General features: G+C 65.9%; 21 protein-coding genes. 5 read left to right on the top strand and 16 right to left on the bottom strand.

Translation table 11 applies throughout. The annotated features are described in order from the left end of the window. Positions 1–45: 45 nt before the first annotated feature. The 15 genes from AB6M95_RS10710 to AB6M95_RS10640 all read right to left on the bottom strand — a co-directional run bounded on the left by AB6M95_RS10710 (position 46) and on the right by AB6M95_RS10640 (position 15,563). Complete coding sequence (locus tag AB6M95_RS10710) at positions 46–2,208, bottom strand: MFS transporter (protein ID WP_371386742.1); 2,163 nt, start codon at positions 2,206–2,208, stop codon at positions 46–48. 7 nt (positions 2,209–2,215) lie between these two features. After that, positions 2,216–2,989, bottom strand: a complete 774-nt coding sequence (locus tag AB6M95_RS10705) for an NAD kinase (protein WP_371386741.1) — start codon at positions 2,987–2,989, stop codon at positions 2,216–2,218. 159 nt (positions 2,990–3,148) lie between these two features. Next, positions 3,149–3,928 carry a (S)-ureidoglycine aminohydrolase gene (allE, locus tag AB6M95_RS10700; RefSeq protein WP_371386740.1) on the bottom strand — a complete coding sequence of 260 codons (780 nt, stop codon included), beginning with the start codon at positions 3,926–3,928 and terminating at the stop codon, positions 3,149–3,151. Between the two features lie 93 nt (positions 3,929–4,021). After that, positions 4,022–5,017 (bottom strand): ketol-acid reductoisomerase, encoded by a 996-nt coding sequence (gene ilvC, locus AB6M95_RS10695; RefSeq protein WP_371386739.1) that lies wholly within the window; start codon positions 5,015–5,017, stop codon positions 4,022–4,024. 45 nt (positions 5,018–5,062) lie between these two features. Further along, on the bottom strand, positions 5,063–6,313 hold the full coding sequence (locus AB6M95_RS10690; RefSeq protein WP_371386738.1) for a Zn-dependent hydrolase: 1,251 nt from the start codon (positions 6,311–6,313) through the stop codon (positions 5,063–5,065). 2 nt (positions 6,314–6,315) lie between these two features. Further along, positions 6,316–7,695, bottom strand: a complete 1,380-nt coding sequence (gene allB / locus AB6M95_RS10685; RefSeq protein WP_371386737.1) for an allantoinase AllB — start codon at positions 7,693–7,695, stop codon at positions 6,316–6,318. Further along, on the bottom strand, positions 7,688–8,407 hold the full coding sequence (locus tag AB6M95_RS10680; protein WP_371386736.1) for an aspartate/glutamate racemase family protein: 720 nt from the start codon (positions 8,405–8,407) through the stop codon (positions 7,688–7,690). Before AB6M95_RS10680 ends, allB begins: the two co-directional genes overlap by 8 nt. A gap of 10 nt (positions 8,408–8,417) precedes the next feature. Further along, a complete protein-coding gene (locus AB6M95_RS10675) occupies positions 8,418–9,248 on the bottom strand; it encodes an ABC transporter permease (protein WP_371386735.1) in 831 nt (276 codons plus the stop codon). A gap of 18 nt (positions 9,249–9,266) precedes the next feature. After that, positions 9,267–10,115 carry an ABC transporter permease gene (locus tag AB6M95_RS10670; protein ID WP_371386734.1) on the bottom strand — a complete coding sequence of 283 codons (849 nt, stop codon included), beginning with the start codon at positions 10,113–10,115 and terminating at the stop codon, positions 9,267–9,269. Positions 10,116–10,176: 61 nt separating this feature from the next. Continuing rightward, positions 10,177–11,472 (bottom strand): ABC transporter substrate-binding protein, encoded by a 1,296-nt coding sequence (locus AB6M95_RS10665; protein ID WP_371386733.1) that lies wholly within the window; start codon positions 11,470–11,472, stop codon positions 10,177–10,179. A 20-nt stretch (positions 11,473–11,492) separates the two neighbouring features. After that, a complete protein-coding gene (locus AB6M95_RS10660; RefSeq protein ID WP_371386732.1) occupies positions 11,493–12,602 on the bottom strand; it encodes an ABC transporter ATP-binding protein in 1,110 nt (369 codons plus the stop codon). An 80-nt stretch (positions 12,603–12,682) separates the two neighbouring features. Continuing rightward, a complete protein-coding gene (locus AB6M95_RS10655) occupies positions 12,683–13,411 on the bottom strand; it encodes an amino acid ABC transporter ATP-binding protein (protein WP_371386731.1) in 729 nt (242 codons plus the stop codon). Next, positions 13,392–14,048, bottom strand: coding sequence for an amino acid ABC transporter permease (locus tag AB6M95_RS10650; protein ID WP_371386730.1), 657 nt, complete (start codon positions 14,046–14,048; stop codon positions 13,392–13,394). The genes AB6M95_RS10655 and AB6M95_RS10650 overlap by 20 nt, the downstream gene beginning before the upstream one ends. Beyond that, on the bottom strand, positions 14,045–14,713 hold the full coding sequence (locus tag AB6M95_RS10645; protein ID WP_371386729.1) for an amino acid ABC transporter permease: 669 nt from the start codon (positions 14,711–14,713) through the stop codon (positions 14,045–14,047). Before AB6M95_RS10645 ends, AB6M95_RS10650 begins: the two co-directional genes overlap by 4 nt. A 49-nt stretch (positions 14,714–14,762) precedes the next feature. Further along, positions 14,763–15,563: a transporter substrate-binding domain-containing protein gene (locus tag AB6M95_RS10640; RefSeq protein ID WP_371386728.1), complete on the bottom strand. Its 801-nt coding sequence runs from the start codon at positions 15,561–15,563 to the stop codon at positions 14,763–14,765. A 347-nt stretch (positions 15,564–15,910) separates the two neighbouring features. On the opposite strand from AB6M95_RS10640, the gene AB6M95_RS10635 reads away from it, so the two are divergent. The 5 genes from AB6M95_RS10635 (at position 15,911) to AB6M95_RS10615 (ending at position 22,114) form a co-directional block, all read left to right on the top strand. Beyond that, complete coding sequence (locus tag AB6M95_RS10635; protein WP_371386727.1) at positions 15,911–16,600, top strand: FadR/GntR family transcriptional regulator; 690 nt, start codon at positions 15,911–15,913, stop codon at positions 16,598–16,600. 84 nt (positions 16,601–16,684) lie between these two features. Then, positions 16,685–17,131 carry a CGGC domain-containing protein gene (locus AB6M95_RS10630; protein ID WP_371386726.1) on the top strand — a complete coding sequence of 149 codons (447 nt, stop codon included), beginning with the start codon at positions 16,685–16,687 and terminating at the stop codon, positions 17,129–17,131. A 177-nt stretch (positions 17,132–17,308) separates the two neighbouring features. Beyond that, a complete protein-coding gene (locus AB6M95_RS10625; protein ID WP_371386725.1) occupies positions 17,309–17,980 on the top strand; it encodes a carbonic anhydrase in 672 nt (223 codons plus the stop codon). 352 nt (positions 17,981–18,332) lie between these two features. Continuing rightward, positions 18,333–18,863 carry a DUF2087 domain-containing protein gene (locus tag AB6M95_RS10620; protein ID WP_371386724.1) on the top strand — a complete coding sequence of 177 codons (531 nt, stop codon included), beginning with the start codon at positions 18,333–18,335 and terminating at the stop codon, positions 18,861–18,863. Between the two features lie 428 nt (positions 18,864–19,291). After that, the gene (locus AB6M95_RS10615; protein ID WP_371386723.1) at positions 19,292–22,114 is read left to right on the top strand and encodes an FAD-binding and (Fe-S)-binding domain-containing protein; all 2,823 of its coding nucleotides are present in this window, start codon (positions 19,292–19,294) and stop codon (positions 22,112–22,114) included. A gap of 423 nt (positions 22,115–22,537) precedes the next feature. On the opposite strand, the gene AB6M95_RS10610 is transcribed toward AB6M95_RS10615, so the two are convergent. Continuing rightward, positions 22,538–22,846, bottom strand: coding sequence for a hypothetical protein (locus AB6M95_RS10610; RefSeq protein WP_371386722.1), 309 nt, complete (start codon positions 22,844–22,846; stop codon positions 22,538–22,540). Positions 22,847–23,134 lie beyond the last annotated feature (288 nt).

Here is a 23,134-nt window from a genome sequence, read left to right as displayed (position 1 = left end):
AAATAGGATACCGACACTCCGGCTCAGGGCCGATGTTTTCCGGGATCAGTGCGGGAAATTGTCGGTGTAGGCCACGGTCCGGTCGGGCAGAAACCAGATGCAGGCGCTGCTGGGCGAGTATTTCCTGAGGAAGGGCGCGCCCTTGGCCGGGCCCATGATGAACAGGGTGGTGGCCAGGGCGTCGGCCAGTTCGGCGGTGTCCGCGATGACCGTCACGCCGATGGACTTGTGGGCCGAGTCCATGGTCGCGGGGTCGATGATGTGGTGGCGCTCGATGGGGCCGCCCTTCCTGTCCGGGGAGACGAACTGGCGGTAGTCGCCCGAGCCGCACACGCCCTTGTCGCGGATGGTGATGGTCTGGAACACGGCGTCGTTGCGCGGGTGGCGGACGCCCACGTGCCAGTCGCGGTCGCCGAAGCAACGGAAGTCGCCGCCCGCCTCGACGATGCCGGACTTCACGCCGTGCTTTTGCAGCAGGGCCGCGGCCTCGTCCACGATGGCCCCCTTGGCGATGCCGCCGAGGTCGAGCGCCATGCCCTCCTTCTTGAGCCGCACCCGGCCGCCGGGCGGGTCCATGAGGACCATGCGGTAGTCCACCAACCCGGACTTGGCCCGGGCCACGGACTCGTCCATGGCGTAGTAGAAGGGCGAGGTGGTCAGGGCCCCCACGGTCGGGTCGAAGACCCCGCCGGTGGCCGCGCTGGACTTGAGCGCCCGGTCGAGCAGGGCGAAGGCGCGCGGCGTGACCTTGACCCAGGCGTGCCCGGCCGCGCGGTTGATCCGGCCGATGGAGCCGCGCGGGTTGCGGTGGTCGAAGTCCTGCTGCAGGGAGCGCATGGCGGTCATGGTCCGGCGGGCCGCCAGCTCGGCGGACTTGCGGCTCGGGGCCTCGATGGTCAGCTTGACCACGGTGCCCATGGCCACGTCGGTGAAGCGGTAGAGGCCGTCCTCGTGGGCTTCCATGCGCAGTGTGGGCGACAGGCTGAAGGCCAGTAGCAGGCCGAGGACCCCGGCGGCCAGCCCGGTGGCGGTCCAGGCCATGCCGCGCCCCCAGTGGAACTGGTCGCGGAAGACGTAGGCCAGCAGGGGCAGGCAGCAGAGCGCGCCGATCAGGCCCGCGATCTTCAGGCCCGGCACCGGGGAGTGTAGGGTGTGGACCACGGCCCCGCCGAGCAGCGGCCCCAGCAGGAAGCCGAGCCCGGAGGCCAGGTTGGCCGCGCCGAAGACCGCGCCCTGCCTGCGGCTCAGGCTCGAGGCGAAGAACATGGAGGCCGGGATGGACAGGGCCGCGCCCAGGCCGAGGAGCACGCCGAAGGTGGCGAATTGCCAGAGCATCCGGCATTCGCCCAGGGCGTAGAGCGCCCCGGCGCTGACGAGCATGCCCAGGACCACGCGGTCCGTGTCCGGGCTCTTGTTGCCGAACCGCCCGGTGAGCAGCAGCCCCAGGAAGGTGGCCAGCCCCGGCGCGGCGAAGGTGGCCGCGACGACCGGCCCGTGTCGGCCGAGCACGTCGGCCAGGACGATGGGATAGAAGGCGGTGGTCAGCCCGATGCCCAGGCTGCGCCCGCCGATGGCCAGGAGCAGGGAGGCGGCGCGGCCCTTCGACCGGACCGGCTCGGCCGTGGGCGAGTGCGGACGGCTGGTGGTCGCCTCGCCCGGCATGAGCAGGAAGGTGGCGGCCAGGGCCAGCCCCAGGCAGGCGGACAGGCCGATCAGGACCGGCCCCATGACCCCGGTGGTGTAGAGCAGGCTGCCGAGGATGGGTCCGGCAAAGGCGGCCGCGTTGAACAGGGCGGCGTGGGCCGCGAACCGGCGGGACAGGGCCGGACCGCTGGCCGAGCCGCCCAGGGCGGCCAGCCCCACGGGCCGGACCAGGCCGGTGACGATGCCCATGGACACCTGCACCGCGTACAGGGCGGTCAGGCCGGGGGACAGGAAATAGGCCAGGGGGATGATGCAGCCCGCGGCCGAGGCCAGGACCAGGACCGGCCTCGGCCCGAAGCGGTCGGCGGCCATGCCGGACAGGGGCGAGACCAGGAGCTTGGCCAGGTAGTACCCGGCGAAGGCGGTGCCCAGCCACGCGCCGCTGACCCGCTCGTCCAGGCTGAGCAGCGGGATGGTGAAGGCGAACAGCCCCACCCCTAGGGAGGTGAAGAGCCCGCCGGTCAGGACGGCTGCGAGTATGCGGTTGTTTCCGTTGGCGGGCATGGCGTCGTCAGTGGATGAACTGCTCGTTGAAGATGCGCTCCTCCAGGGAGTGGTCCGGGGCGAAGAGGATGCGCGCCGGGTGCGTGTGGTCCTCGTGGACCAGGATGTGGGCCACGTCGCGCACCTCGAGAAAGTCGGCGGTGGCGCTGACCGGCCGCAGCCCCGGCCAAAGAATGTCGAACTCCACGTCCGCGGTGTTGGGCAGCAGGGCCCCGTTCCAGCGCCGTGGCCGGAAGGGGCAGATGGGGGTCAGGGCCATGACGTTGGAGCCCAGCGGGATGATCGGGCCGTGGGCGGACAGGTTGTAGGCCGTGGAGCCCGCCGGGGTGGCGACCATGATCCCGTCGCAGACCAGGTTGTCCAGCCGCTTGCGGCCGTTGATGAACAGCCGGATGTGGGCCGACTGCTGGGAGGTGCGCAGCATGGCCACCTCGTTGAAGGCCAGGGCCGAGATGCGTTCGCCGCCGATGGTCGTGGCGGTCATGGCCAGCGGGTTCAGGAGATGCTCCTGGGCCGCGTTGATCCGCTCGATGAGGTTGTCCGGGTTGTACTGGTTGAGCAGAAAGCCGATGGTCCCGCAGTTCATGCCGTAGATGGGCAGGTCCCGGTCCAGGAACTCGTGCACGGTGCGGAGCATGAACCCGTCGCCGCCCAGGGCCACCAGGGCGTCGGCCTCGTCGATGGGGACCAGCGGGTAGCGCTCCTCCAGCACGGCGAGCCGCTCCCGTGCGGCGGAGGTTTTCGAGGCGACGCAGGCGATGCGGCGGATTGTGGTTTCCATGGCGTGACCCATCCTTTTGCTCGGGTTCTTTGCAGGTCCCACTACCTTGCACGGGGCGTGCCGTAAAGAGGGGCGCGCGGAGTTTTCCCGTCCGGGAACGCGAAAAGGCCGCGCGACGCACGCTGCGCCGCACGGCCCCAAAGAGGAGCGGGGTTCGGGTCAGATGGCCTCGTCGCGGTGGCAGTCCTTGGAGTAGATGTACTCCATGCGCTCGCGTCCGATGCCGTAGCACGCCTGCTTGCAGAACGGGGCGATCCAGATGAAGTCGCCGGACTCGACCGGCAGCCATTTCTCGTCGAGCAGGTAGAGCCCTTCGCCCTGGTAGATGTACATGCCGTGCTCCTGCACGTGGGTCTCCACGAACGGGTGGCAGCCGCCGGGCAGGAAGGCCAGGGTGTGGAAGTTCATGTCAAAGGCCTGGTCCACGGGCAGCAGGTCGCGCACGAAGACGTTCTCCATGGAGTCGTACAGGCTCTCGTCGATGTCGCGGATGGAGCCGGTGACCGTCCACGGGGCCTGGACCGCCGGGTCCGGGTGGGGGATGAAGCGCTGCTTGTAGAGCAGGATCTCCACCGGGGCGTCGCCCGTGGAGGCGAAGGACAGCCCCTTGCCCGGGGGCGCGTAGATGTAGCCGCCCGAGGTCAGGGTCGCGGCCTTGCCGTCCACGGTGGCCGTAAGCGAGCCTTCGCCGGACATGACGAAGAGCAGGGTCTCTATGTTCTCGGCCTGGCCGTAGGGCATGGTCGTTTTGCCCTTGGTGGACACGGTGCCGACCATCTGCACGAAGTTGGCCCCGAGCTTGGGCGAGGCCACGATGGACAGGGCGCAGCCCTCGATGCCGGGGATGACGTTGAAGACCCGGCCCTCGGTGGTGATGACCGCGTACTTGCCGGGTACGTACTCGGAGCGGTTTTTCAGAAAGCCTTCGGGATAAGGCATGGTGGTTGTCCTTGTTGCGTTCGGCCTGCTTGGTTCATGGCCGGGACGCGGAGGAGAGGTCGTTCCCCCCGCGCCCCGGTGTAGGGGGGTGTACTACTTTCCGAACTTTTCGCGCCAGATTTTTCCGGTCTTTTCCATGTCCGAATCCGCCCAGGTGCGGCGCATGCGGTTCAGGGTGGGCATGCCCAGGGAGAACTCCTGGAGCCAGTTGCGGGCGAAGATGCCGCGCTCGGTCTCCTCGAAGATCTCCTCCATGGCCTGCTCGTTGATCACGCGCGGGCCGCTGTGGCGCACGGCGAACTCGCAGGTCCGGCTGGCCCGGGAGGTCAGGTAGAACTCGATGCCCACGGCGTCGATGTCGTCGATGATCGAGCGGATGGAGCGGATCGCCTTGGCGTAGGCAAACGAGCGGGGGTAGCCGTTCTTGACCATGATGTTGAACATGGTCCGCATGAGGTGGATGGTCCCGCCGTACAGGACCTGTTCCTCGTAGTTGTCGCCCTCGGTCTCGTGCTGGAAGGTCATGTCGACCACGCCCACGCGGGTGGAGCCCACGGCCTTGGAGATGGCCAGGGCGGTCTCCCTGGCCTGGCCGCTGACGTCCTGGTCCACGGACACGCAGCCCCAGATGCCGGAGCCGTCCTTGTACTTCTGGCGGGTGACCGGGCCGGGGCCGTTGGGCACGAACAGGACCACGTCCACGTCCTTGGGCGGCTTGATGGTCCCGTAGAGGATGGCGAAGCCGTGGGCGAAGCTCAGGGTCTGGCCGGGCCGCAGGTGCTTGTGGATGGATTCGTAGTAGACGGAGGGCTGGGCCGGGTCCTGGAGCAGGATGTGGACGATGTCCGCCTTGTCCACGGCCTCCTCGATGGAGTAGACCGCAAAGCCGTCGGCCTCGGCCTTGTCCCAGCTGGAGTGGCGGGTGCGGTCGCCCGCGCCCACGATGATGTTCACGCCGGATTCGCGCATGTTCATGGATTGGGCGCGGCCCTGGCTGCCGTAGCCGATGATGGCCACGGTCCTGCCGTCCAGCACGGACAGGTCCACGTCTTCGTCGCGGTAGATTTTCTCGAATTCGATGTCGCTCATGGTTGTTCCTTTTTTCGCTGCCGTCTTGTCCGGTGCGGGGGACGCCTAGGCGTATTCCACGCCTTCCGGGTCGTTGCAGGTCTTGATGATGCAGTTCAGGAGCACGTCGGCTCCGGCCGCGCAGTCCGCCCAGGAAGTCTCCTCCACCTCGGCATGGCTCCGTCCGCCGATACTGGGCACGAAGATCATGGCGCTGGGCGCGAACTGGTTGATGTACACGGTGTCGTGGGACGCTCCCGAGACCATGTCCAGGGCGGGCAGGCCCAGCTCCCCGGCGGTCTCGCGGATCATGGAGACAAGGCCCGGGTTGAAGGGCGCACGCTCCACCTCCCAGGTCCTGCGGATGTCCACGGTGGTCCCGGTGACCTCGGCGTGGGTGTGGATGGCCTTCTCGATGTCCGCGCAGACGCGGTCGGTCTCGGTCTCGTCCCAGCCGCGCACGTCGATGGTGAAGTGGAGGTTCCCGGCGATGACGTTGCGCGAGTTGGGTGAGGGATGGACCTCGCCCACGGTGGCCACCACGTTGTCCGAGGCCAGGCCGATCTCGAAGATCTCCGAGGCCATGCGGGCGAAGGCGTAGACCGCGTCCTTGCGCTCGTTCATGGGCGTGGGGCCCGCGTGGTTGGGCACGCCGGTGATGTCCACGTCGTACCAGCGCAGGCAGACGATGCCCTTGGGCACGCCGATGGTCTTGCCCCGGCGCTCCAGGACCGGGCCCTGCTCGATGTGGTACTCGAAGTTGGCGTGCAGCGGCCTGGGGTCGAAGTCCTCCGCGCCCTTGTAGCCGATGCGCTCGAGCTCCCCGCCGAAGGTCAGCCCCTCGCGGTCGGTCAACCCGTACATGGCCTCGCGGTCGAGCTTGCCCGCGAACACGCCGGAGCCGGTGGTGCCCGGGGTGAAGCGGCTGCCTTCCTCGTTGGTCCAGTTGACCACGATCAGGTCGCGCTCAAGGGTCACGCCCGCGTCGTTCAGGGCGCAGACCGCCTCCAGCCCGCCTATGATGCCGAGGATGCCGTCGAAACGGCCGCCCTGGGGCTGGGAGTCGCAGTGGGAGCCGGTCAGGACCGGCGGCAGGGCGCGGTTCCTGCCCGGCCGGGCAAAGAACATGTTGCCCATGCGGTCGATTTTGGTCTCGCAGCCCGCGGCCTCGAACCATTCCTTGAGTTGGTTGCGGGCGTCCCGGTCCTCGTCGCTCAGGGCCAGGCGGGTCACGCCGCCGTTTTTCGTGGCCCCGAAGGCGGCGATCTCGGTCAGGAACCGTTCAAGCCGCGCGGGGTCGGTTTTCAATGTCGCCATGGTTATTTTCCTTTGTTGTTCACGGGAGTCACGGGTCTGCCGGAACCGGCGCAGCCGGTCAGCCGGTGTGTGCCCGTATCGGAATCGAATCGGCAGACCATCTCGCCCCGCAGCCACGTCTGTTCCACGCGGCCCGTGCAGGACATCCCGGCATAGGGGGTCTGTCGGTGCTTGGTCAGGAGATCCTCGGCCCGGATGGTCCACTGGACCTCGGGGTCGAAGATCACGAAAGTCGCCTCGCTGTCCACTTCGAGGGTGCCCTTGCGCGGATATTGACCGATGAACCGCGCGGGGGCGGCGCTGTACAGCCGGACCAGGAGCTCGGGGGAGAGCCCCCGCCGGACCACGCCCTCGGTGTGGAGCAGGGGGAAGAGGAACTGGACCCCGTTGATGCCGCCCCAGCACTGGTCGAAGGAGTCGCGCTCCTTCTCGAAGGTCTCGGCGGGCGAGTGGTCCGTGCCGATGAAGTCCACGGCCCCGTCCTCGATGCGCCGCCACATGCCCTCCACGTCAGCCGCCGAGCGCACGGGCGGGGTGCACTTGAGCCGCCCGCCGATGCTGCGCAGGTCGTCCGTGGTGCAGAGCAGGTACTGCGGGCAGGTTTCCACGGAGACCGGGACGCCGCGCCCCCTGGCCTCGCCGACCAGGTCCACCACCTCGGGCAGGCTGGCGTGGCAGACGTGCAGGTGCGCGCCGGTCTCCTCGCTCAGGCCGATGACATGCTTGGTGGCCTCGATCTCGGCCTCGGGGCAGTGGACGGCCAGGAAGCGGGAAATGTCGTCTTCGTCCCCATGGTCTTCGGCCGCGATGCGGTCCATGACCGCCTGGTCCTCGCAGTGCACGCCCACGAACGAGCCGAGCCGGTGCGCCTCGGCGAAACCGCGCCGCATGGTGTCGGGCTCGGGCATGGGGAAGCCGTCCCCGGCGTCGCAGGTGAACATCTTGAAGCCGTAGGCCCCGGCTTCGGCCATGGGGGCCATCCGGCCCACGTTGTCCTCCACCAGTCCGGCCCAGATGGCGTAGTCCACCACCGAGCCCCTGGCCGCGCGCTCGAACTTGTCGCGCACATCCGCTTCGGAGAGGGTGTACGGCTCATTGGACAGGGGCATGTCCGCGAACAGGGTCACGCCCCCGGCGGCGGCCGAGGAGGAGCCGGTGAAATAGTCCTCGCGCCGGGTCAGCCCCGGCTCGTTGAAATGCACGTGCAGGTCGATGAAGCCGGGCATGACCAGCTTGCCCGCGCAGTCGAGGACCTGTCTGCCCTCAAGGCGTGTGCCGGGCCCGTCGATGCGGGCGACCTCGCCGCCCCTGATGCCGACCACGCAGTCGCGGGTGGCGTCCTCGAGGACCAGGCGGACGTTTTCGAGCACGAGATCAAACATGTTGTTCTCCATTGGATAGGGGCGTTTTCGCCAGGGGGTAGGCGTACCCTCCGGCCTTGCTCGTCGCAAGCCCCAGGGAGGCGAGCGATTCCACGAATTTGACCGCGCAGGCCACGCCCTCGACCACGGGCAGGCCCAGCTCCCCGGCCAGGCGCGGGGCCAGGTGGGCCATGCCGCCGCAGCCCAGGACCAGGGCGTCGGAGCGGTCCTTGGCCAGGACCTCGCGGGCCGCGTCGCGCAGGACCGCGTAAGCGGAGTCGCCGTCCTCGAAGGCCAGGACCGGCAGCTCGGCGGCGTGCACGCCCCGGCAGCGGGCGGCCAGCCCGTAGCGGGCAGCGTTGTCCTCCAGGATGGGCACGGATCGTTCCAGGGAGGTCAGGATGGAAAAGCGGCAGGCCAGCATGGCGGCCGCGTGCATGGCGGCCTCGCCGATGCCGAGCGTTGGTCCGGCGACCCGTTCGCGCAGGGCGTCCACGCCCGTGTCGTCGAAGCAGGCCAGGACGTACCCGTCCGCCGGGCCGCTCTCGTCCACCAGCTTCAGGGTGTGGAAGGCGGCCAGCACGCCGTCCGAGTGGCCCTCGATGGACAGGGGCGCGCCGGGCGGGCAGATGCCGACGATTTCGGTACCGGGCGCGGCCACGGCCTTGCCCGCGTCCGCGATGGTCCGGGTCATGGCCGGGCTGGAATTGGGATTGATGAGCAGGATGCGCATGGGGATTCTCCTAACCGGCCTGGATGCGGTTGCGGCGGCCCTTGAGCAGATGGAGGGCGGCCAGGGTGCCCACGATGGCCGCGAACGAGATGAGCGTGGTCAGGGTGCCGAGCGCGTAGAGCACGGGCGTGGTCACGTTGGTGGTCATGCCGAAGATCTCCAGCGGCAGGGTGTTCTGCGAGCCCGAGGTCATGATCGTGCGGGCGAACTCGTCGTAGGACAGGGTGAAGCCGAACAGCCCCACGCCCACCAGGCTCGGCAGGATCAGGGGGATGACCACGAAGCGCAGGGTCTGGAACGGGGTGGCGCACATGTCCGTGGCCGCGGCCTCGAAGGATTTGTCGAACCGGTTGAAGACCGCGAACATGATCAGCAGCCCGAAGGGCAGGGTCCAGGTCAGGTGCGCGCCAAACGCCGAGCCGTACCAGGTGGGCTCGATGCCCGCCTGGTTGAAGAGCAGGCCGATGCCCAGGCTGATGAGGATGGACGGAATGATCAGGCTGACGATGGTCAGGTAGAAGAGCAGGCCGCTGCCCCGGAACTTCTTGCGGAAGGCCATGCCCGCCGAGAGCGAGATGACCACGGTGGTGACCATGACCGCCAGGGCCAGGAGCAGGGAGCGGGACAGGGACCCGCCGAAGTCGCCCACGGCCTGCGTTTCGAACAGCCTGAAGTACCAGTGCAGGGACACGCCGTTCATGGGGAAGGTCAGCCCGCCGGACGGCCCCTGGAAGGACAATATGCCGATGGTCAGGGTGGGCCCGTACAGGAAGAGGATGAACAGGGCGAAGAAGGCTGTCAGGAAGTAGAAGCTCTTCGGCCGTTTGCCGGTGGTGTTCATGATGCGCTCCCTGGTTCCTTAGAGGTCTTCGCGGATGTTGGCGAAACGGAAGAGGATGGCGAGCATCATCAGGACCGTGAGCAGCAGGGTCACGGCCCCGGCGGCCGCCGCCGGATACTGCAACAGGGTGATCTCGTTGTAGATGAGCACGCCCACCGAGGCGGACAGCCCGCCGGACATGAGGCGCACGGTGATGAAGTCGCCCATGACCAGGGTGAAGACGAAGATGGTCCCGATGGTGATGCCGGACTTGGACAGGGGGATGATCACCTGGGTCAGGACCTGGACGGGCGAGGCCCCGGCGTCGATGGCCGCCTCGATGAGCTTGCGGTCGATGCGCATCATGGAGTTGAAGATGGGCACGACCATGAACAGGGTGTACAGGTGGACAAAGGCCAGGATGACCGAAAAATCGGAATAGAGCAGGAACTCCAGCGGGTTGTCGATGAGCCCCATGGACAGCAGCGCCTGGTTGACCAGCCCGTTGCGCCCGAGCAGGGGAATCCACGAGATCATGCGGATGATGTTGGACGTCAGGAACGGGATGGTCGCCAGCAGGAAGCAGATGGTCTGGACCTTGGTGGTGCGCAGGTGGAAGGCCATGTAGTAGGCCACCGTGAAGCCGATGGCCAGGGTCAGGGCCCAGGAGGTCACGGCGTAGAAGAAGGTCGTGGCGTAGGCCCGCCAGGTGACCGGCGAGGTCAGCAGGAAATCGTAGTTGTCCCAGATGAAGTCCGGGATGATCGAGAAGGCGTTGTAGTCCCAGAAGCTGACCACCACGATCATCAGGGTCGGGATGACCAGGAAGACCAGCATGATGGTCAGCAGCGGAAACGCCTGGAAATATGAAGTGCGGGATTGCGTCATGTTGCGGCCCGTGTTTCGGCGGCTCCCCGGTAGGCCGGGGAGCCGCCGCGTTGATTCCGTTCTAGGAGGCGATGAACTCGTTCCACTTGCGGATCATGTACTTGTTTTCGTCCATGACCGAGTTCCAGCAGGCCACGTGGCCCATGCGCTCGTCGTAGGAGCCGCCGTCGCGGATCGCGCCCTTCTTCTCCATGGTCACGCCCTCGGGGCTGACGATGTCGGCGCTGGCGGCCTTGCCTTCCATCCAGTAGCCCCATTCGTTTTCGGACATGTACTGCCTGGAGGTTTCCGGAGCCGCGCTGTAGTAGCCCTGGCGGTTGAGGTAGGCGCCGGCCCAGCCGGAGATGTACCAGTTGAAGTACTCGTAGGCGGCCTCGAGCTCCAGGCCGGACAGGTGGCGGGCGATGCCCAGGCCGCCGCCCCAGGCGCGGTAGCCCTCTTCCAGCGGCTGGTACTTGCACGGGATGCCCTTGGCGCGGACCGCGGCCACGGCCGGGGACCACATGGACTGGATGACGACCTCGCCCGAGGACATCAGGTTGACGGACTCGTCGAAGGACTTCCAGAAGGCGCGGAACTGGCCGTCCGCCTTGGCTTTCTTGAGCACGTCGATGGTCTTGTCGATCTCGGCGCGGGTCATGTTGCCCTTGTCGCCGTACTTGATGACGCCCATGGACTCGCAGATCATGGCCGCGTCCATGATGCCGATGGACGGGATGTTCAGGATGGAGGTCTTGCCCTTGAAGGCCGGGTCCATGATGTCGCGCCAGTTGGTGATGGGGCGGCCCACCAGGTCCGGGCGGATGCCCAGGGTGTCGGCGTTGTAGATGGTCGGGATCAGGGTCATCCACTGGGTCTCGCGCTTGGCGAAGGCGGTGTCCTCGTTCTTTTCGACGAAGCCCACGGTGTGCGGGGCCGTGCCCTGCGCGATCTTCGCGCCCGGGGTCAGCTGGCCGGTCTTGAAGAGCGGCGAAATCTTGTCGTAGAGCTTGATCTTGGAGGTGTCCATGGGCTGGATCACGCCGCTGGGGTACACCTTCTTGCAGACCCAGTACTCGATGTCCGCGATGTCGTAGGACTTGGGCTGGGTCACCGCGCGCTGGACCACCGCGTCGGAATCCAGCGCGGTCATCTCGATGGTGAACCCGAGGTCCGCCTTGACCTTCTCCGCGATGGCGTTGACGCTGGCCGTGCCCGTGCCGAACTGGCGCAGCTTGATGTTCTTGATGTTCTGCGCCCAGACCGTGGGGAAGCCCGTGATGACCGGCGCCGCCGCCACGGCGGCGGTGGCGACCGCCGCCTTGCCCAGGAAGCTCCTGCGGCTCATCTTGCCGTCTTTCTTCGTTTCCTTGACCATGACTCTCTCTCCTGTGTCGGTTACTGATTGTCGCCTTTCCCGCCTTGAGAGGGGAAGACGTTCATGTCGGCACAGTCCCAGCCCAGGGTAACCCGATCCCCGGGTGCGGGCGTGTCGGCAAAATATCGGTCGTCGGGCTCGCAGACCTGGACGGTCCGGCCCGATTCGGTTTCGCAGTGCAGGACCACGTGGGTGCCCTGGTATTCGGCCATGGTGATGGTCGCTGGCAGGGTCACGTCCGTGTCGGCCCGGCCCTCGCCCGCCAGGCGGACGCGGTCGGTGCGCACGGAAAAGCCGTAGGTCCCGGAGCCCTTGAGGTTGGGCAGGTCGCAGCAGCGCTCGGCGCGGGCCCCTTCGACGGTGAGCATGTGCCCTTCGGCCTGGACCTCGAATTCGCCCTCGAAGATGTTGTGGCCGCCGATGAACCCGGCCACGAAGGGCGAGACCGGGGACTGGAAGACCTGGCGCGGGGTCCCCGCCTGCTGGATGCCGCCGTGGGCCATGACCACGACCTTGTCGGCCAGGGCGAAGGCCTCCTCCTGGGAGTGGGTCACGTGGATGAAGGTCATGCGCAGCTCTTCCTGGATGTTCTTGAGCTCCTTGCGCATCTGCACGCGCAGGAACGGGTCCAGGGCGGACAGGGGCTCGTCCAGGAGGATGGCCGAGGGCTTGGTGATCAGGGCGCGGGCCAGGGCCACGCGCTGCTGCTGGCCGCCCGAGAGCTGGTCCGGTTTGACCTTGGCGAACCCGGCCATGTGCACCAGTTCGAGGTATTCCATGGCCTGGGCGCGGCGGCTCTTCTTGGCCACGCCCTTGAGCTTCAGGCTGAAGGCCACGTTGTCCACGCAGGACAGGTGCGGGAACAGGGCGTAGTTCTGGAACATGAGCGCGGTCTTGCGCTTGGCGGGCGGCTCGTTGGTGATGTTCCGGCCGTCCAGGAGGATGTCCCCGCTGGTCACGTCCTCGTGCCCGGAGATCATGCGCACGGCCGTGGATTTGCCGCATCCGCTGGGCCCCAGCAGGCAGCAGTACTCGCCCGCCCGGACGGTCAGTTCGATGTTCTTGAGCGCCTCGACCTCGCCGTAATACTTGCCCACTGCGGACAGTTCCACTCTTCCGATGTCAGCCATGATGGTTCGCCGTTGTTTCAGTGTTTGTGCCTGGTTGCCGTTCGCCGAGGTCCCCGATGCGTCCGTCGTCCCGCGTGGGATCAGTCGATGGCCCGGATGAACGAAGCCAGCTCCGGGGTGGACGGGGCGGCGAAGAGCGCCCTGGGGTCGCCCTGCTCGTGGACCTTGCCCTGGTGCATGAAGACGACCTTGTCGCCGACCTCGCGGGCGAAGCGCATCTCGTGGGTGACCATGATCAGGGTCATGCCCGCCTCGGCCAGCCGCCGGACCACCTCCAGGACCTCGCCCACCAGTTCGGGGTCGAGCGCCGAGGTGATCTCGTCGCAGAGCAGCACCTTGGGCTGCATGGCCAGGGACCGGGCGATGGCCACGCGCTGCTGCTGGCCGCCGGAGAGCTGGTCCGGGTAGGCGTCGAACCTGTCGCCCAGGCCGACCCTGTCGAGCATCTCGCGGGCCAGGTCGGCGGCCTCGGCCTTGGCGACCTTCTTGACCTGCCGGGGGGCGAGCATGACGTTCTCCCCGGCCGTCAGGTGGGGGAAGAGGTTGAACTGCTGGAAGACCATGCCCACCTTGAGGCGCAGGTCGCGGAGGTCGCGCTCCATGCCGGTGCGGCGGTCGCCGTCGATGATCAGGATGCCGTCGTCGAAGGTCTCCAGACCGTTGAGGATGCGCAGCAGGGTGGACTTGCCGGACCCGCTGCGGCCGATGATGGCCACGACCTCGCCCTCGCCGACCCTGAGGTCGACGCCCTTGAGCACTTCGTTGTTCCCGAAACTCTTGTGAATGCCCTCAGCGGCTACAAGCGCCATGGAGCCTCCTTTCCACCCGCCGGGCCAGGGCCGACAGCGGGAAGCAGATGATGAAATAGCCTGCGGCCACCAGCCCGTAGACGAGCAGCGGGCGGAAGGTCGCGTTGGAGATCATGGACCCGGTCTTGGTGATTTCCATGAAGCCGATGATCGAGGTGACGGCGGTGCCCTTGACCACCTGGACCGAGAACCCCACGGTCGGCGGCACGGCGATGCGCAGGGCCTGGGGCAGGATGACGAAGCGCATCTGCTGCCAGCGGGTCAGGGCCAGGCTCTCCCCGGCCTCCCACTGCCCCCTGGCGATGGACTCGACGCAGCCGCGCCAGATCTCGGCCAGGTAGGCGCTGGTGAACAGCGTCAGGCCCAGCGCCGCGGTCAGGAACGGCGAGATGTCGAAGCCGAGCAGGCCGATGCCGAAGAAGATCAGGAAGAGCTGCATGAGCAGCGGGGTGTCCTGGAAAAATTCGATGTACCCCTTGGCCAGCCGGGAGCCGAGCGGCCGGGGCGAGATGCGCGCGACCAGGATCATCAGCCCGACCAGTCCGCCCGAGGCGAAGGCGAGCAGCGACAGCCCGACGGTCCAGGCCGCGCCCGTGAGCAGGTGGCGGACGATGTCCCAGAGGGTGAACTCGATCATGCCCGCCTCCCATCGATGAACCGGTGCCCGAGGGCGTGGAGGGCGCGCCGGACCAGGATCGCCAGCAGCAGGTACATGAGCGTGCTGAAGGCGTAGATCTCGAACGCCCGGAAGGTCCGGGACTGGAGCAGGTTGGCCACGTAGGTCAGCTCCTGGGCCGCCACCTGGGAGCACACGGACGAGCCGAGCATGACGATGATGATCTGGCTGCACAGGGCGGGCCAGACGTTCTTGAGCGCGGGCCGCAGGATGACGAAGCGGAAGGTCTGCACACGGCTCAGCGCCAGGGACTCGGCCGCCTCGATCTGGCCGCGCGGGATGGACATGACGCCCGCCCGGATGATCTCGGTGGAGTAGGCCCCGAGGTTCAGGGCCATGGCCAGGAACGAGGCCTCCCAGCCGTTCAGCCTGACGCCCATGGCGGGCAGGCCGAAGAAGATGAAATAGAGCTGGACCAGGAAGGGCGTGTTGCGCACGCACTCCACGTAGACCGTGTAGACCGGGCAGAGGAAGCGCAGCCGCCAGGCCCGGGAGACGGCCCCCAGGATTCCGGCCGCGATGCCCACGGCCGAACCGAGCACGGTCAGCAGGAGGGTGGAGAACGCCCCTTCGACGAACAACGGCCAGTTGTTCAGGATGGGCTCTATGGAAAACTGGTACGACATGCTGGGCCTTGGCGGGGCGGGAGGATGGCCCTCCCGCCCCGTGGATCGCTTACAGGTTCGCGGGCAGGGGGTTGTGCAGCCACTTCTCGGCGATGGCCCCGAGGGAGCCGTCCTTCTTGGCGGCTTCGATGATGGCGTTGACCTCGGCCGTGAGCGCGGGCTCTTCCTTGTTCAGGCCCACGTAGCAGGGCGAATTCTTGATCATGAACTTGGTCAGCAGCGGCTTGGCCGGCTTCTTGTCGTTGATGGAGGCGGCCACCACGTTGCCGGTGGCGACCAGGTCCACCTGGCCGGACTGGTAGGCGGAGATGGTCGAGCTGTTGTCCTCGAACCGCTTGATGGTCGTGGACTCGGGCGCGATCTTGGTCAGCTCCAGGTCCTCGATGGAGCCGCGGGTCACGGCCACGGTCTTGTCGGCCAGGTCCGCCGCGCCGCCGACCTTTTCGTCGGCCGTGCCGAACACGCCGTTGAAGAAGGGCGCATAGGCCTCGGAGAAGTCGATCACCGCCGCGCGCTTGGGGTTCTTGCCCAGCGAGGAGATGACCAGGTCCACCTTGCCGGTGGTCAGGTAAGGGATGCGGTTGGTGCTGGTCACCGGGACCAGCTCGGTCTTGACGCCGAGCTTGGAGGCGATCAGCCGGGCCATGTCGATGTCGTAGCCGATGGGCTGCATGTCCGGGCCCACGGAGCCGAACGGCGGGAAGTCCTGGGGAACGGCGACCTTGAGCACGCCGGATGCCTTGATGCGGGTGAGGGCGTTGTCGGCAGCGCCGGCCGGACCGGCCAGCAGGACCACGGCCAGCGCCAGCCCCAGGGCCAACGAGCGGCAGGTGCGGATTACGGTGTTCATCTCTCTCTTCTCTCCGGTTGAAAGCGTTCAGTGGTAAACCGTTTTGACCATCAGGTCAGACCGGTAAAACCTTGGTGGTACATATTGCGGATATTGTCAATGTTAAAAGTAATTCTTTTAAAAAATCTTCTTGAATTTACAAATTAGTAAAAATAAGGCAAAAAACATACAAAAATGTGGCCTCAAAAAAATAAGTGGACAAAAAGCGGCGGGCTGTGGTTTAGATCGGAATGTGAGCTGGTAAGACCAGTTGGCCGGAGCGTCCGGCCGGAACGAGAATGTCGTTTCCTGTACAGAAAAGGTCGATTAAGGATATGAGCGGAGCATACGCAAAGGGGGCAGGTCGCATGTCACGGTCGGACGAGGCGGTTGAGAGCATTCAGACGATGATCGCCAGGAACGGCTGGCCCGGCGGATTCCAGTTGCCCTCCCAGCGGACCCTGGCCGAGGAGCTGGGCTTCAGCAGGCCGACCGTGCGCGAGGCCCTGGTGGCCCTGGAGACCATGGGCCGGGTGGAGATCAAGCCCGGCAAGGGCGCGTTCCTGGTGGACGGCGCGCCGCTGGGCTCGCCCGTGGGCGCGCCCCGCGCGATGGCCGATCCCTCGGCCCTGTCCGGCCGCGAGTCCCAGATGTACCAGTTCCGCTACGCCATCGAACCGTCCATCGCCGGGCTGGTGGCGGTCAACGCCACGGCGGCCCAGAAGCACGACATGGGCGTGGTCGTGGCGGCCATGCGCACGGCCCTGGAGGCCCGGGACCTGGCCGAGTTCTCCCGGCTCGATTTCGCCTTCCATTCCCACATGATCGAAGCGGCCAACAACCGGTTCTTCACCGAGGCCATCACCCCGTTTCTGGGCATATTCTTCGAGAGTCAGACCCTGCCGCTGGTCCTGGACGACAGCGTGTACGACACGGTGCGCGAGCACGAGGAGATCATGGACCACATCCGGGCCGGGCGTTCGGCCGAGGCCCACCGGGCCATGGAAAAGCACGTGCGCGGCGTGGCCGAGCGGGCCGGGGTCAAACTGGTCGAATAGTCCCTTCCATGACGATATTTCCCCTTTCTCCTGGCGGAGTCCTGTCCGAAACCCTGGCCGGAGGCACCGGCCGAAGGAGTTGCCATGAGCAATCCAACCAAGATCGGCATCGTCATCTGCGACCGCTACCGGCGTTGCGCCGGGGGCAAGTGCCTGCGTGCGCTGAATAATCGTGAAGGCGCGTTCTCCCGTTATGAAGGGCGGGACGTGCAACTGGTCGGCTACACCACCTGCGCGGGCTGTCCCGGCGGCAACGTGGAATACCTGGGCGACGAGATGGTCAAGAACGGGGTCCAGGTCATCCACCTGGCCACCGGCCTGCTGGTGGGCTATCCCCCGTGCCCGCACATCGAGACCTTCAAGAAATTCCTGGAAGGCCGCTACGGGATCGAGGTGGTGGTCGGCACCCATCCCATCCCGCAGAATTACTTCACCACCCATACCTCGCTGGGCTCCTGGGACGGCGAGCAATGGCTGACCGTCCTGGCCCCTGCCCTGGCGGACGAGGCCATGCGCAAGGCGTACGACTAGGCCGGGTCGCCGGACTGGACGTTTCGGGGGGCGTCGGCCGAGGGCGACGCCCTTTTTTTGCGCGGATTTTCCCTGCCAGGAGGGTGTGCAGCGCATTGCCTCCCGTAGGGAAATCATCTACTTGGAAAAAAGCGGGGGCCAGGGTTCCCGCCCACATACCAAGAGGTGAAACGTCCCATGAAAGACATACAGAAGTTCATCGCCGGTTTCCGGAATTTCCGAAAAGAGTATTTCAGCCGCGAGGACGCCCCGTTCGAGATCCTGCTCAAGGGGCAGAACCCGACCACCATGGTCATCGCGTGCAGCGATTCGCGCACCGACCCGTCGTTCATCATGCAGTGCGAGCCGGGCGACATCTTCGTGGTCCGCAACGTGGCCAACATCGTCCCGCCGTACGAGAGCGACGAGGGCTTCCACGGCGTGTCCTCGGCCATCGAGTACGCGGTCAAGGTCCTCAAGGTGGAGCACCTCATCGTGCTCGGCCACTCCCTGTGCGGCGGCATCGACGCGTTGATGCACGACGACAAGGTCCGGCACACCGAGTTCCTGTACAAGTGGCTGTCGGTCATGAGCCCGGTGCGCGACGAGGTCGTGGACCACTTCGGCGAGGTCAACAAGAAGTCCTGCACCGCCTGCGAGATGGCGGGCATCCTGCGCTCGGTGCGCAACCTGATGACCTTCCCCTGGATCAGGGAGCGGGTGGACCAGGGCAAGCTCAGCCTGCACGGCTGGTACTTCGAGATGGAGTCGGGCCAGCTGCTCAGCTACATGCGCGAGACCGAGACCTTCGAACCCCTGAGCATGTGCTGCCCGGTCCTGAAAAGGGAGCAGGAGGGCGAGGCGAACTAGGAAACCCATCCCCTCGCGAAGCGGAAAAACCCGCGCCGAAGGCGCAAAAACGGGATGCAAGGGTGCGAACCCTTGCCCGCCGGAGGCGAAATCACCCGACAAACGCCGCGCAGCGGCATCCCCACCTGTCTTTTCCCCAAAAAAGCCCAGGCAGCCCCCCTCTTGCGCGCCGTATCGATTCCGCGTATACACGGCCCTGGTCGGCAGTTCACCCAGGCGTCGCCGCCCCTTTCCGGGGAGCTAAACCTGCCATCATATCCTTTCCATTCGACACCTTGCAGCGTGCCGGGTCGGAAGTCGGCGACCACCGGCAGTCCCTTATCCGCGACAGGCGCGCAAGCGAGGATATGTCATGTCCAAAGTTCCCATGCCCTTTTACGCGGGGGATGTCTCCGCACTGGCGCAGACCCTGCGGCGCAAGCTCCAGGATGCCGAAACCGTGCCCGGCCACGTCGAGATGCTCAATCTCCTCGTCAAGGCCACGGGCTTCCGCAACTTCCAGCACTTCAAGGCCGAGTTCGACGCCCGGCAGGCCGTAGAGCCGCCCGAGACGCGGACCGACGAGGTCAACCTCAAGCGCGTCAAGAAGGTGGTCCGCCTGTTCGACGAGCAGGGCTATCTGACGCGCTGGCCCAAGAAGTACTCCGAGCGGCTGCTCTGCCTGTGGGTCATGTGGTCCCGCATCGCGCCGCGCCGCGATTACAACGAGTGCGAGATCAGCGAACTGCTCGAACAGCAGCACCTGTTCGAGGACCACGCCCTGCTGCGCCGCGAGTTGGCCGACCATCACATGGTCGAGCGGACCAGCGACGGCAGCCGCTACCGGCGCATGGAGACCCCGCCGCCCGCCGAGGCCGTGGAGGTCTTCCGCCAGCTGCGCTGATCGCCCTCCCGCATCACGACAACTCAGGGGCCCCGGTTTCGGCCGGGGTCTTTTTTTCGGGCTGAAATCAGGGATTGAAGGCCGCTACGCGGCGTTTGTCAGGTGACTTCGCCTTGATTCGCCCCGTCCTGGGGCTCACCCCTTCGGGGCGCCGGGAAGCCCGGCGTCCAAATCCGCTGTCCTGCGGATTTGTCGGCGGGCAGCGGCAGCTCTTAGCGAGTCTTCGAGCTTTAGAGATGGCGACAGCAGCGATAGGGTTCGCACCCTTGCATCCCATTTATGCGCCTTCGGCGCGTGGTGGTTCCGGAACGTTCCTTTAGCGTGACGGCCGGGAAAATAATGGCTCGTGCTTGTTTTGGTAAGAATAATCATGGTAGGTTTGCTCCTCGGGCCCGTCCGGCCCGGCTTTCATACCAAGGAGATGCTGAATGCTGATCGCCCCCTATGACGACATCTATAAGGAATTGCTGGCCTTCCTGCCCAAGAACCGGGTCTATACCGACCCCCTGCGCACCCTGGCCTACGGCACGGACGCCAGCTTCTACCGGCTCATCCCCAAGATCGTGGTCGACACGGACAGCGAGGACGAGGTGGTCCGCATCCTGGCCGTGGTCAACGCCCACCAGGTGCCCGTGACCTTCCGCGCGGCGGGCACCAGCCTGTCCGGCCAGGCCATCAGCGACTCGGTGCTGGTCCGCCTGGGCGACGGCTGGCGGCACTACCGCATCTTCGACGACGCGGCCAAGATCGAGCTGGAGCCGGGCATCATCGGCAGCCAGGCCAACAAGTACCTGGCCCCGCACGGCAAGAAGATCGGCCCGGACCCGGCGTCCATCGACACCTGCAAGATCGGCGGCATCGTGGCCAACAACGCCTCGGGCATGTGCTGCGGCGTGGCCGAGAACTCATACAAGACCCTGCACTCCATGCGCCTGGTCCTGGTGGACGGCACCCCGCTCGACACCGGCGACCCGGCCAGCCGCAACGCCTTCGCCCAGAGCCACAAGCACATCCTGGACGGCCTGGCCGAGATGCGTGCTAAGGTTTTGGAAAACCCGACCCTGGCCGAGCGCATCCGCCACAAGTTCAAGATCAAGAACACCACCGGCTACAGCCTCAACGCCATCGTGGATTTCGAGGACCCGTTCGAGATCCTGCAACACCTCCTGGTGGGCAGCGAAGGGACCCTCGCGTTCATCTCCAAGGTCGTCTACAACACCGTGGTCGAACACCCGCACAAGGCCTCGGCCCTGATGCGCTTCCCGGACGTGCGCTCGGCCTGCCGGGCCGCCACCGCCGTGCGCGGCGGGGCCGTGTCCGCCGCCGAGATCATGGACCGCGCGTCCATCGCCTCGGTCCAGGACAAGCCGGGCATGCCCGAGGGGCTCGACAAGCTCGGCCCGGACGCCTGCGCCCTGCTGGTCGAGGTCCGCGCCGGGTCCGCCGACGAGCTGCAAAAGAAGATCGAAAACGTCAAGGAGATCATCAAGGACATCGAGCCGCTCGAACCGCACACGTTCACGGACGTCCCGGCCGAGTTCGGCAAGCTGTGGAACGTGCGCAAGGGCCTCTTCCCGGCCGTGGGCGCGGTGCGCGAGGCGGGCACCACGGTCATCATCGAGGACGTGGCCTTCCCCATCGAGTCCCTGGCCGACGGCGCCCTGGACCTCCAGGAACTCTTCCGCAAACACGGCTACGACAAGGCGATCATTTTCGGCCACGCACTGGAGGGCAACCTGCACTTCGTCTTCACCCAGGACTTCAACGCCCAGTCCGAAATCGACCGCTACGAGGCGTTCCTGAACGACGTCACCGACATGGTCGCCAACAAGTACCACGGCTCGCTCAAGGCCGAGCACGGCACCGGCCGGAACATGGCCCACTTCGTGGAGCTGGAGTGGGGCCGCGACGCCTTCGCCCTCATGCGCGAGATCAAGACGCTCTTCGACCCCAGGGGACTGCTCAACCCCGGCGTGATCATCAACGACGACCCGCGCGCGCACCTCAAGGACCTCAAGCCCCTGCCCGTGGCCGACGACATGATCGACCGTTGCATCGAGTGCGGCTTCTGCGAGCCTGTCTGTCCGTCGCGCACCCTGACTTTGACCCCGCGCCAGCGCATCGTCGCCTACCGCGAAATCTCCCGCCAGGAACAGGCGGGCGACGCGGCCGAAACCAAGCGGGCCTTCCACGACAGCTACGACTACGACGGCGAGGCCACCTGCGCGGCCGACGGCCTGTGCGGCACGCGCTGTCCCGTGTCCATCGACACCGGCAAGTTCATCAAGCAGTACCGCTCCTGGGGCCATGGCCGCTGGGACAACGCGGTGGCCTCCTTCGCCGCCAACACCACCGCCATGACCATCCACGCGGTCTCCGGGGCCCTGCGCGTGGCCGGAGCCGCCCAGGACGTGCTCGGCGACCGCGCCATGGACGCCGTGGCGAACGGCCTGCACAAGGGCACCGGCAAGCGCATTCCCCGCTGGAACACCTCCATGCCCCGCGCCGCCACGCCCGCGCGCCTGACCACCCCGGCCACCGGCAACCGCGTGGTCTACTTCCCCAGCTGCGTGGCCCGGCACATGGGCCCGGAAAAGCACGATCCGGACAAGACCGCCATCCGCGACCGCACCCTGAGCCTGCTGGCTAAGGCTGGCTACGAAGTGATCTACCCGGCCGACATGACCCGGCTGTGCTGCGGCCAGCCCTGGGAATCCAAGGGATTCATCACCCAGGGCGACGCCAAGCTCCAGGAACTCGAATGCGCCCTGCGCGCGGCCAGCAATGGCGGCGAGCTGCCCATCCTCTGCGACACCAGCCCGTGCCTCTACCGCATGAAGGAGCACATCAAGGGCCTCACGCTCTACGAGCCCGTGGAGTTCGCCGTCCAGTTCCTGGCCGACAAGCTGGAGTTCACCCCGGTCAACCGCAAGGTCGCCCTGCACGTCACCTGCTCGTCGCGCAAGATGGGGCTGGCCGAGCCCATGGAGGCCCTGGCCCGCCAATGCGCCCGCGAAGTGGTTGTGCCCGAGGAGGTCTTCTGCTGCGGCTTCGCCGGAGACCGCGGCTTCAACTACCCGGAACTGAACGAAAACGCGCTCAAGGACCTGCGTAAGCAACTCGACGGCTGCACCATCGGCTACTCCACCTCGCGTACCTGCGAGATCGGCCTGTCCCTGCACGGCAAGGTGCCGTACAAGAACATCCTGTTCCTGCTCGACGAGGCCAGCTGGCCGAAGCAGGCAGAGTAAGGGAGGCCTCCGGCGGGCCCTCGCCGGGCGGGCGTCTCCGACGGGCAGGGCGCTGCCCTGCACCCGCCAGGGAGCAAGGCCCCCTGGACCCCCATCGCCTCGCTGCGCTCGGATGCGTGCGGTGGCGGCGGAAGGCTCGGGGTTGACCGCCTCCCGCCGTGCCGGTGTGCGATTTCGGGCGGAAAAAACGGATCGAACGGCGTGCTTCTTCGCGAGAGGAAGTGCGCCGTTTTTTCCGCCCGAAATCGCGGAGGAGGGTGTTTTGGGAAAAAGGAAGAACAGGAACGATACGTTCAGGATAGGTGTGGACCTTCTTATTGCTGAGAGCAATAAATGATTGCCCCCCCACCGATATTCGGCGGTTTTCTTTTTCGTCGCATCCTTACAAGGACAGGGGAGAAGATGATAGTAAGTTTGGAACTGTTACATGCCCTTGAGCAATTGTTTTTCTACATAAGTTACTGTCGCTTGTTCGAGCATTTCCTGCCAACTGGAAAACTGGGTGCGTTCCCGAATTGCGGTTTGGAGTACCTCACTGTCTCCAAGCTCCTCATTTTCTAGATCAATATCAACGAAATCGAAGAATTCCTGAATGTCAGCGAATGAAGTGTATTCACTCATGAAATTTGAGGGGAAAAGTTCGACAAGGCTAACCTCTCGTGTGCCGTCCATTTGTTTGGCGTTGTTTTCTAGCCGTTTCAATTTCTTGTCTAATTCATCAAATCCTTTCATTGTTGTTCTCCGTTGATGTTTAATATTACTGTGGACTATAGAAAAAATATTCAACTCAGTATGTTGTAGAATATGTAATATTCTATGAGTTGCTTAGCAAGAACTATTGCTAGGAAAAGGGTATTCCTCCAACCCCCGCGGTGCGTGGGGTATTTGATAAGTCGCGGACTAAAAGTCCATATTCTTGCTGAATAGCTCGGAGCAAAAGTCGGCTTTTCCGCTTCACTCCCCGCGAAGCGGCGACAAAAAGTTTAGGAAGGGAGAGGGGATGGGGGTCCGGGGGAAGGG

Origin of the sequence: Pseudodesulfovibrio karagichevae, from assembly GCF_041414475.1 — a bacterium.
Taxonomy (GTDB): domain Bacteria; phylum Desulfobacterota; class Desulfovibrionia; order Desulfovibrionales; family Desulfovibrionaceae; genus Pseudodesulfovibrio; species Pseudodesulfovibrio karagichevae.
The sequence above is the reverse complement of the archived record's forward strand: the minus strand, read 5'-3'. Positions and strand labels throughout refer to the sequence as shown.

Excerpts from the sequence above, each read along its gene's own strand:
- AB6M95_RS10710 (WP_371386742.1), bottom strand. The coding sequence starts at position 2,208 with ATGCCCGCCAACGGAAACAACCGCATACTCGCAGCCGTCCTGACCGGC.
- AB6M95_RS10705 (WP_371386741.1), bottom strand. The coding sequence starts at position 2,989 with ATGGAAACCACAATCCGCCGCATCGCCTGCGTCGCCTCGAAAACCTCC.
- allE (WP_371386740.1), bottom strand. The coding sequence starts at position 3,928 with ATGCCTTATCCCGAAGGCTTTCTGAAAAACCGCTCCGAGTACGTACCC.
- ilvC (WP_371386739.1), bottom strand. The coding sequence starts at position 5,017 with ATGAGCGACATCGAATTCGAGAAAATCTACCGCGACGAAGACGTGGAC.
- AB6M95_RS10690 (WP_371386738.1), bottom strand. The coding sequence starts at position 6,313 with ATGGCGACATTGAAAACCGACCCCGCGCGGCTTGAACGGTTCCTGACC.
- allB (WP_371386737.1), bottom strand. The coding sequence starts at position 7,695 with ATGTTTGATCTCGTGCTCGAAAACGTCCGCCTGGTCCTCGAGGACGCC.
- AB6M95_RS10680 (WP_371386736.1), bottom strand. The coding sequence starts at position 8,407 with ATGCGCATCCTGCTCATCAATCCCAATTCCAGCCCGGCCATGACCCGG.
- AB6M95_RS10675 (WP_371386735.1), bottom strand. The coding sequence starts at position 9,248 with ATGAACACCACCGGCAAACGGCCGAAGAGCTTCTACTTCCTGACAGCC.
- AB6M95_RS10670 (WP_371386734.1), bottom strand. The coding sequence starts at position 10,115 with ATGACGCAATCCCGCACTTCATATTTCCAGGCGTTTCCGCTGCTGACC.
- AB6M95_RS10665 (WP_371386733.1), bottom strand. The coding sequence starts at position 11,472 with ATGGTCAAGGAAACGAAGAAAGACGGCAAGATGAGCCGCAGGAGCTTC.
- AB6M95_RS10660 (WP_371386732.1), bottom strand. The coding sequence starts at position 12,602 with ATGGCTGACATCGGAAGAGTGGAACTGTCCGCAGTGGGCAAGTATTAC.
- AB6M95_RS10655 (WP_371386731.1), bottom strand. The coding sequence starts at position 13,411 with ATGGCGCTTGTAGCCGCTGAGGGCATTCACAAGAGTTTCGGGAACAAC.
- AB6M95_RS10650 (WP_371386730.1), bottom strand. The coding sequence starts at position 14,048 with ATGATCGAGTTCACCCTCTGGGACATCGTCCGCCACCTGCTCACGGGC.
- AB6M95_RS10645 (WP_371386729.1), bottom strand. The coding sequence starts at position 14,713 with ATGTCGTACCAGTTTTCCATAGAGCCCATCCTGAACAACTGGCCGTTG.
- AB6M95_RS10640 (WP_371386728.1), bottom strand. The coding sequence starts at position 15,563 with ATGAACACCGTAATCCGCACCTGCCGCTCGTTGGCCCTGGGGCTGGCG.
- AB6M95_RS10635 (WP_371386727.1), top strand. The coding sequence starts at position 15,911 with ATGTCACGGTCGGACGAGGCGGTTGAGAGCATTCAGACGATGATCGCC.
- AB6M95_RS10630 (WP_371386726.1), top strand. The coding sequence starts at position 16,685 with ATGAGCAATCCAACCAAGATCGGCATCGTCATCTGCGACCGCTACCGG.
- AB6M95_RS10625 (WP_371386725.1), top strand. The coding sequence starts at position 17,309 with ATGAAAGACATACAGAAGTTCATCGCCGGTTTCCGGAATTTCCGAAAA.
- AB6M95_RS10620 (WP_371386724.1), top strand. The coding sequence starts at position 18,333 with ATGTCCAAAGTTCCCATGCCCTTTTACGCGGGGGATGTCTCCGCACTG.
- AB6M95_RS10615 (WP_371386723.1), top strand. The coding sequence starts at position 19,292 with ATGCTGATCGCCCCCTATGACGACATCTATAAGGAATTGCTGGCCTTC.
- AB6M95_RS10610 (WP_371386722.1), bottom strand. The coding sequence starts at position 22,846 with ATGAAAGGATTTGATGAATTAGACAAGAAATTGAAACGGCTAGAAAAC.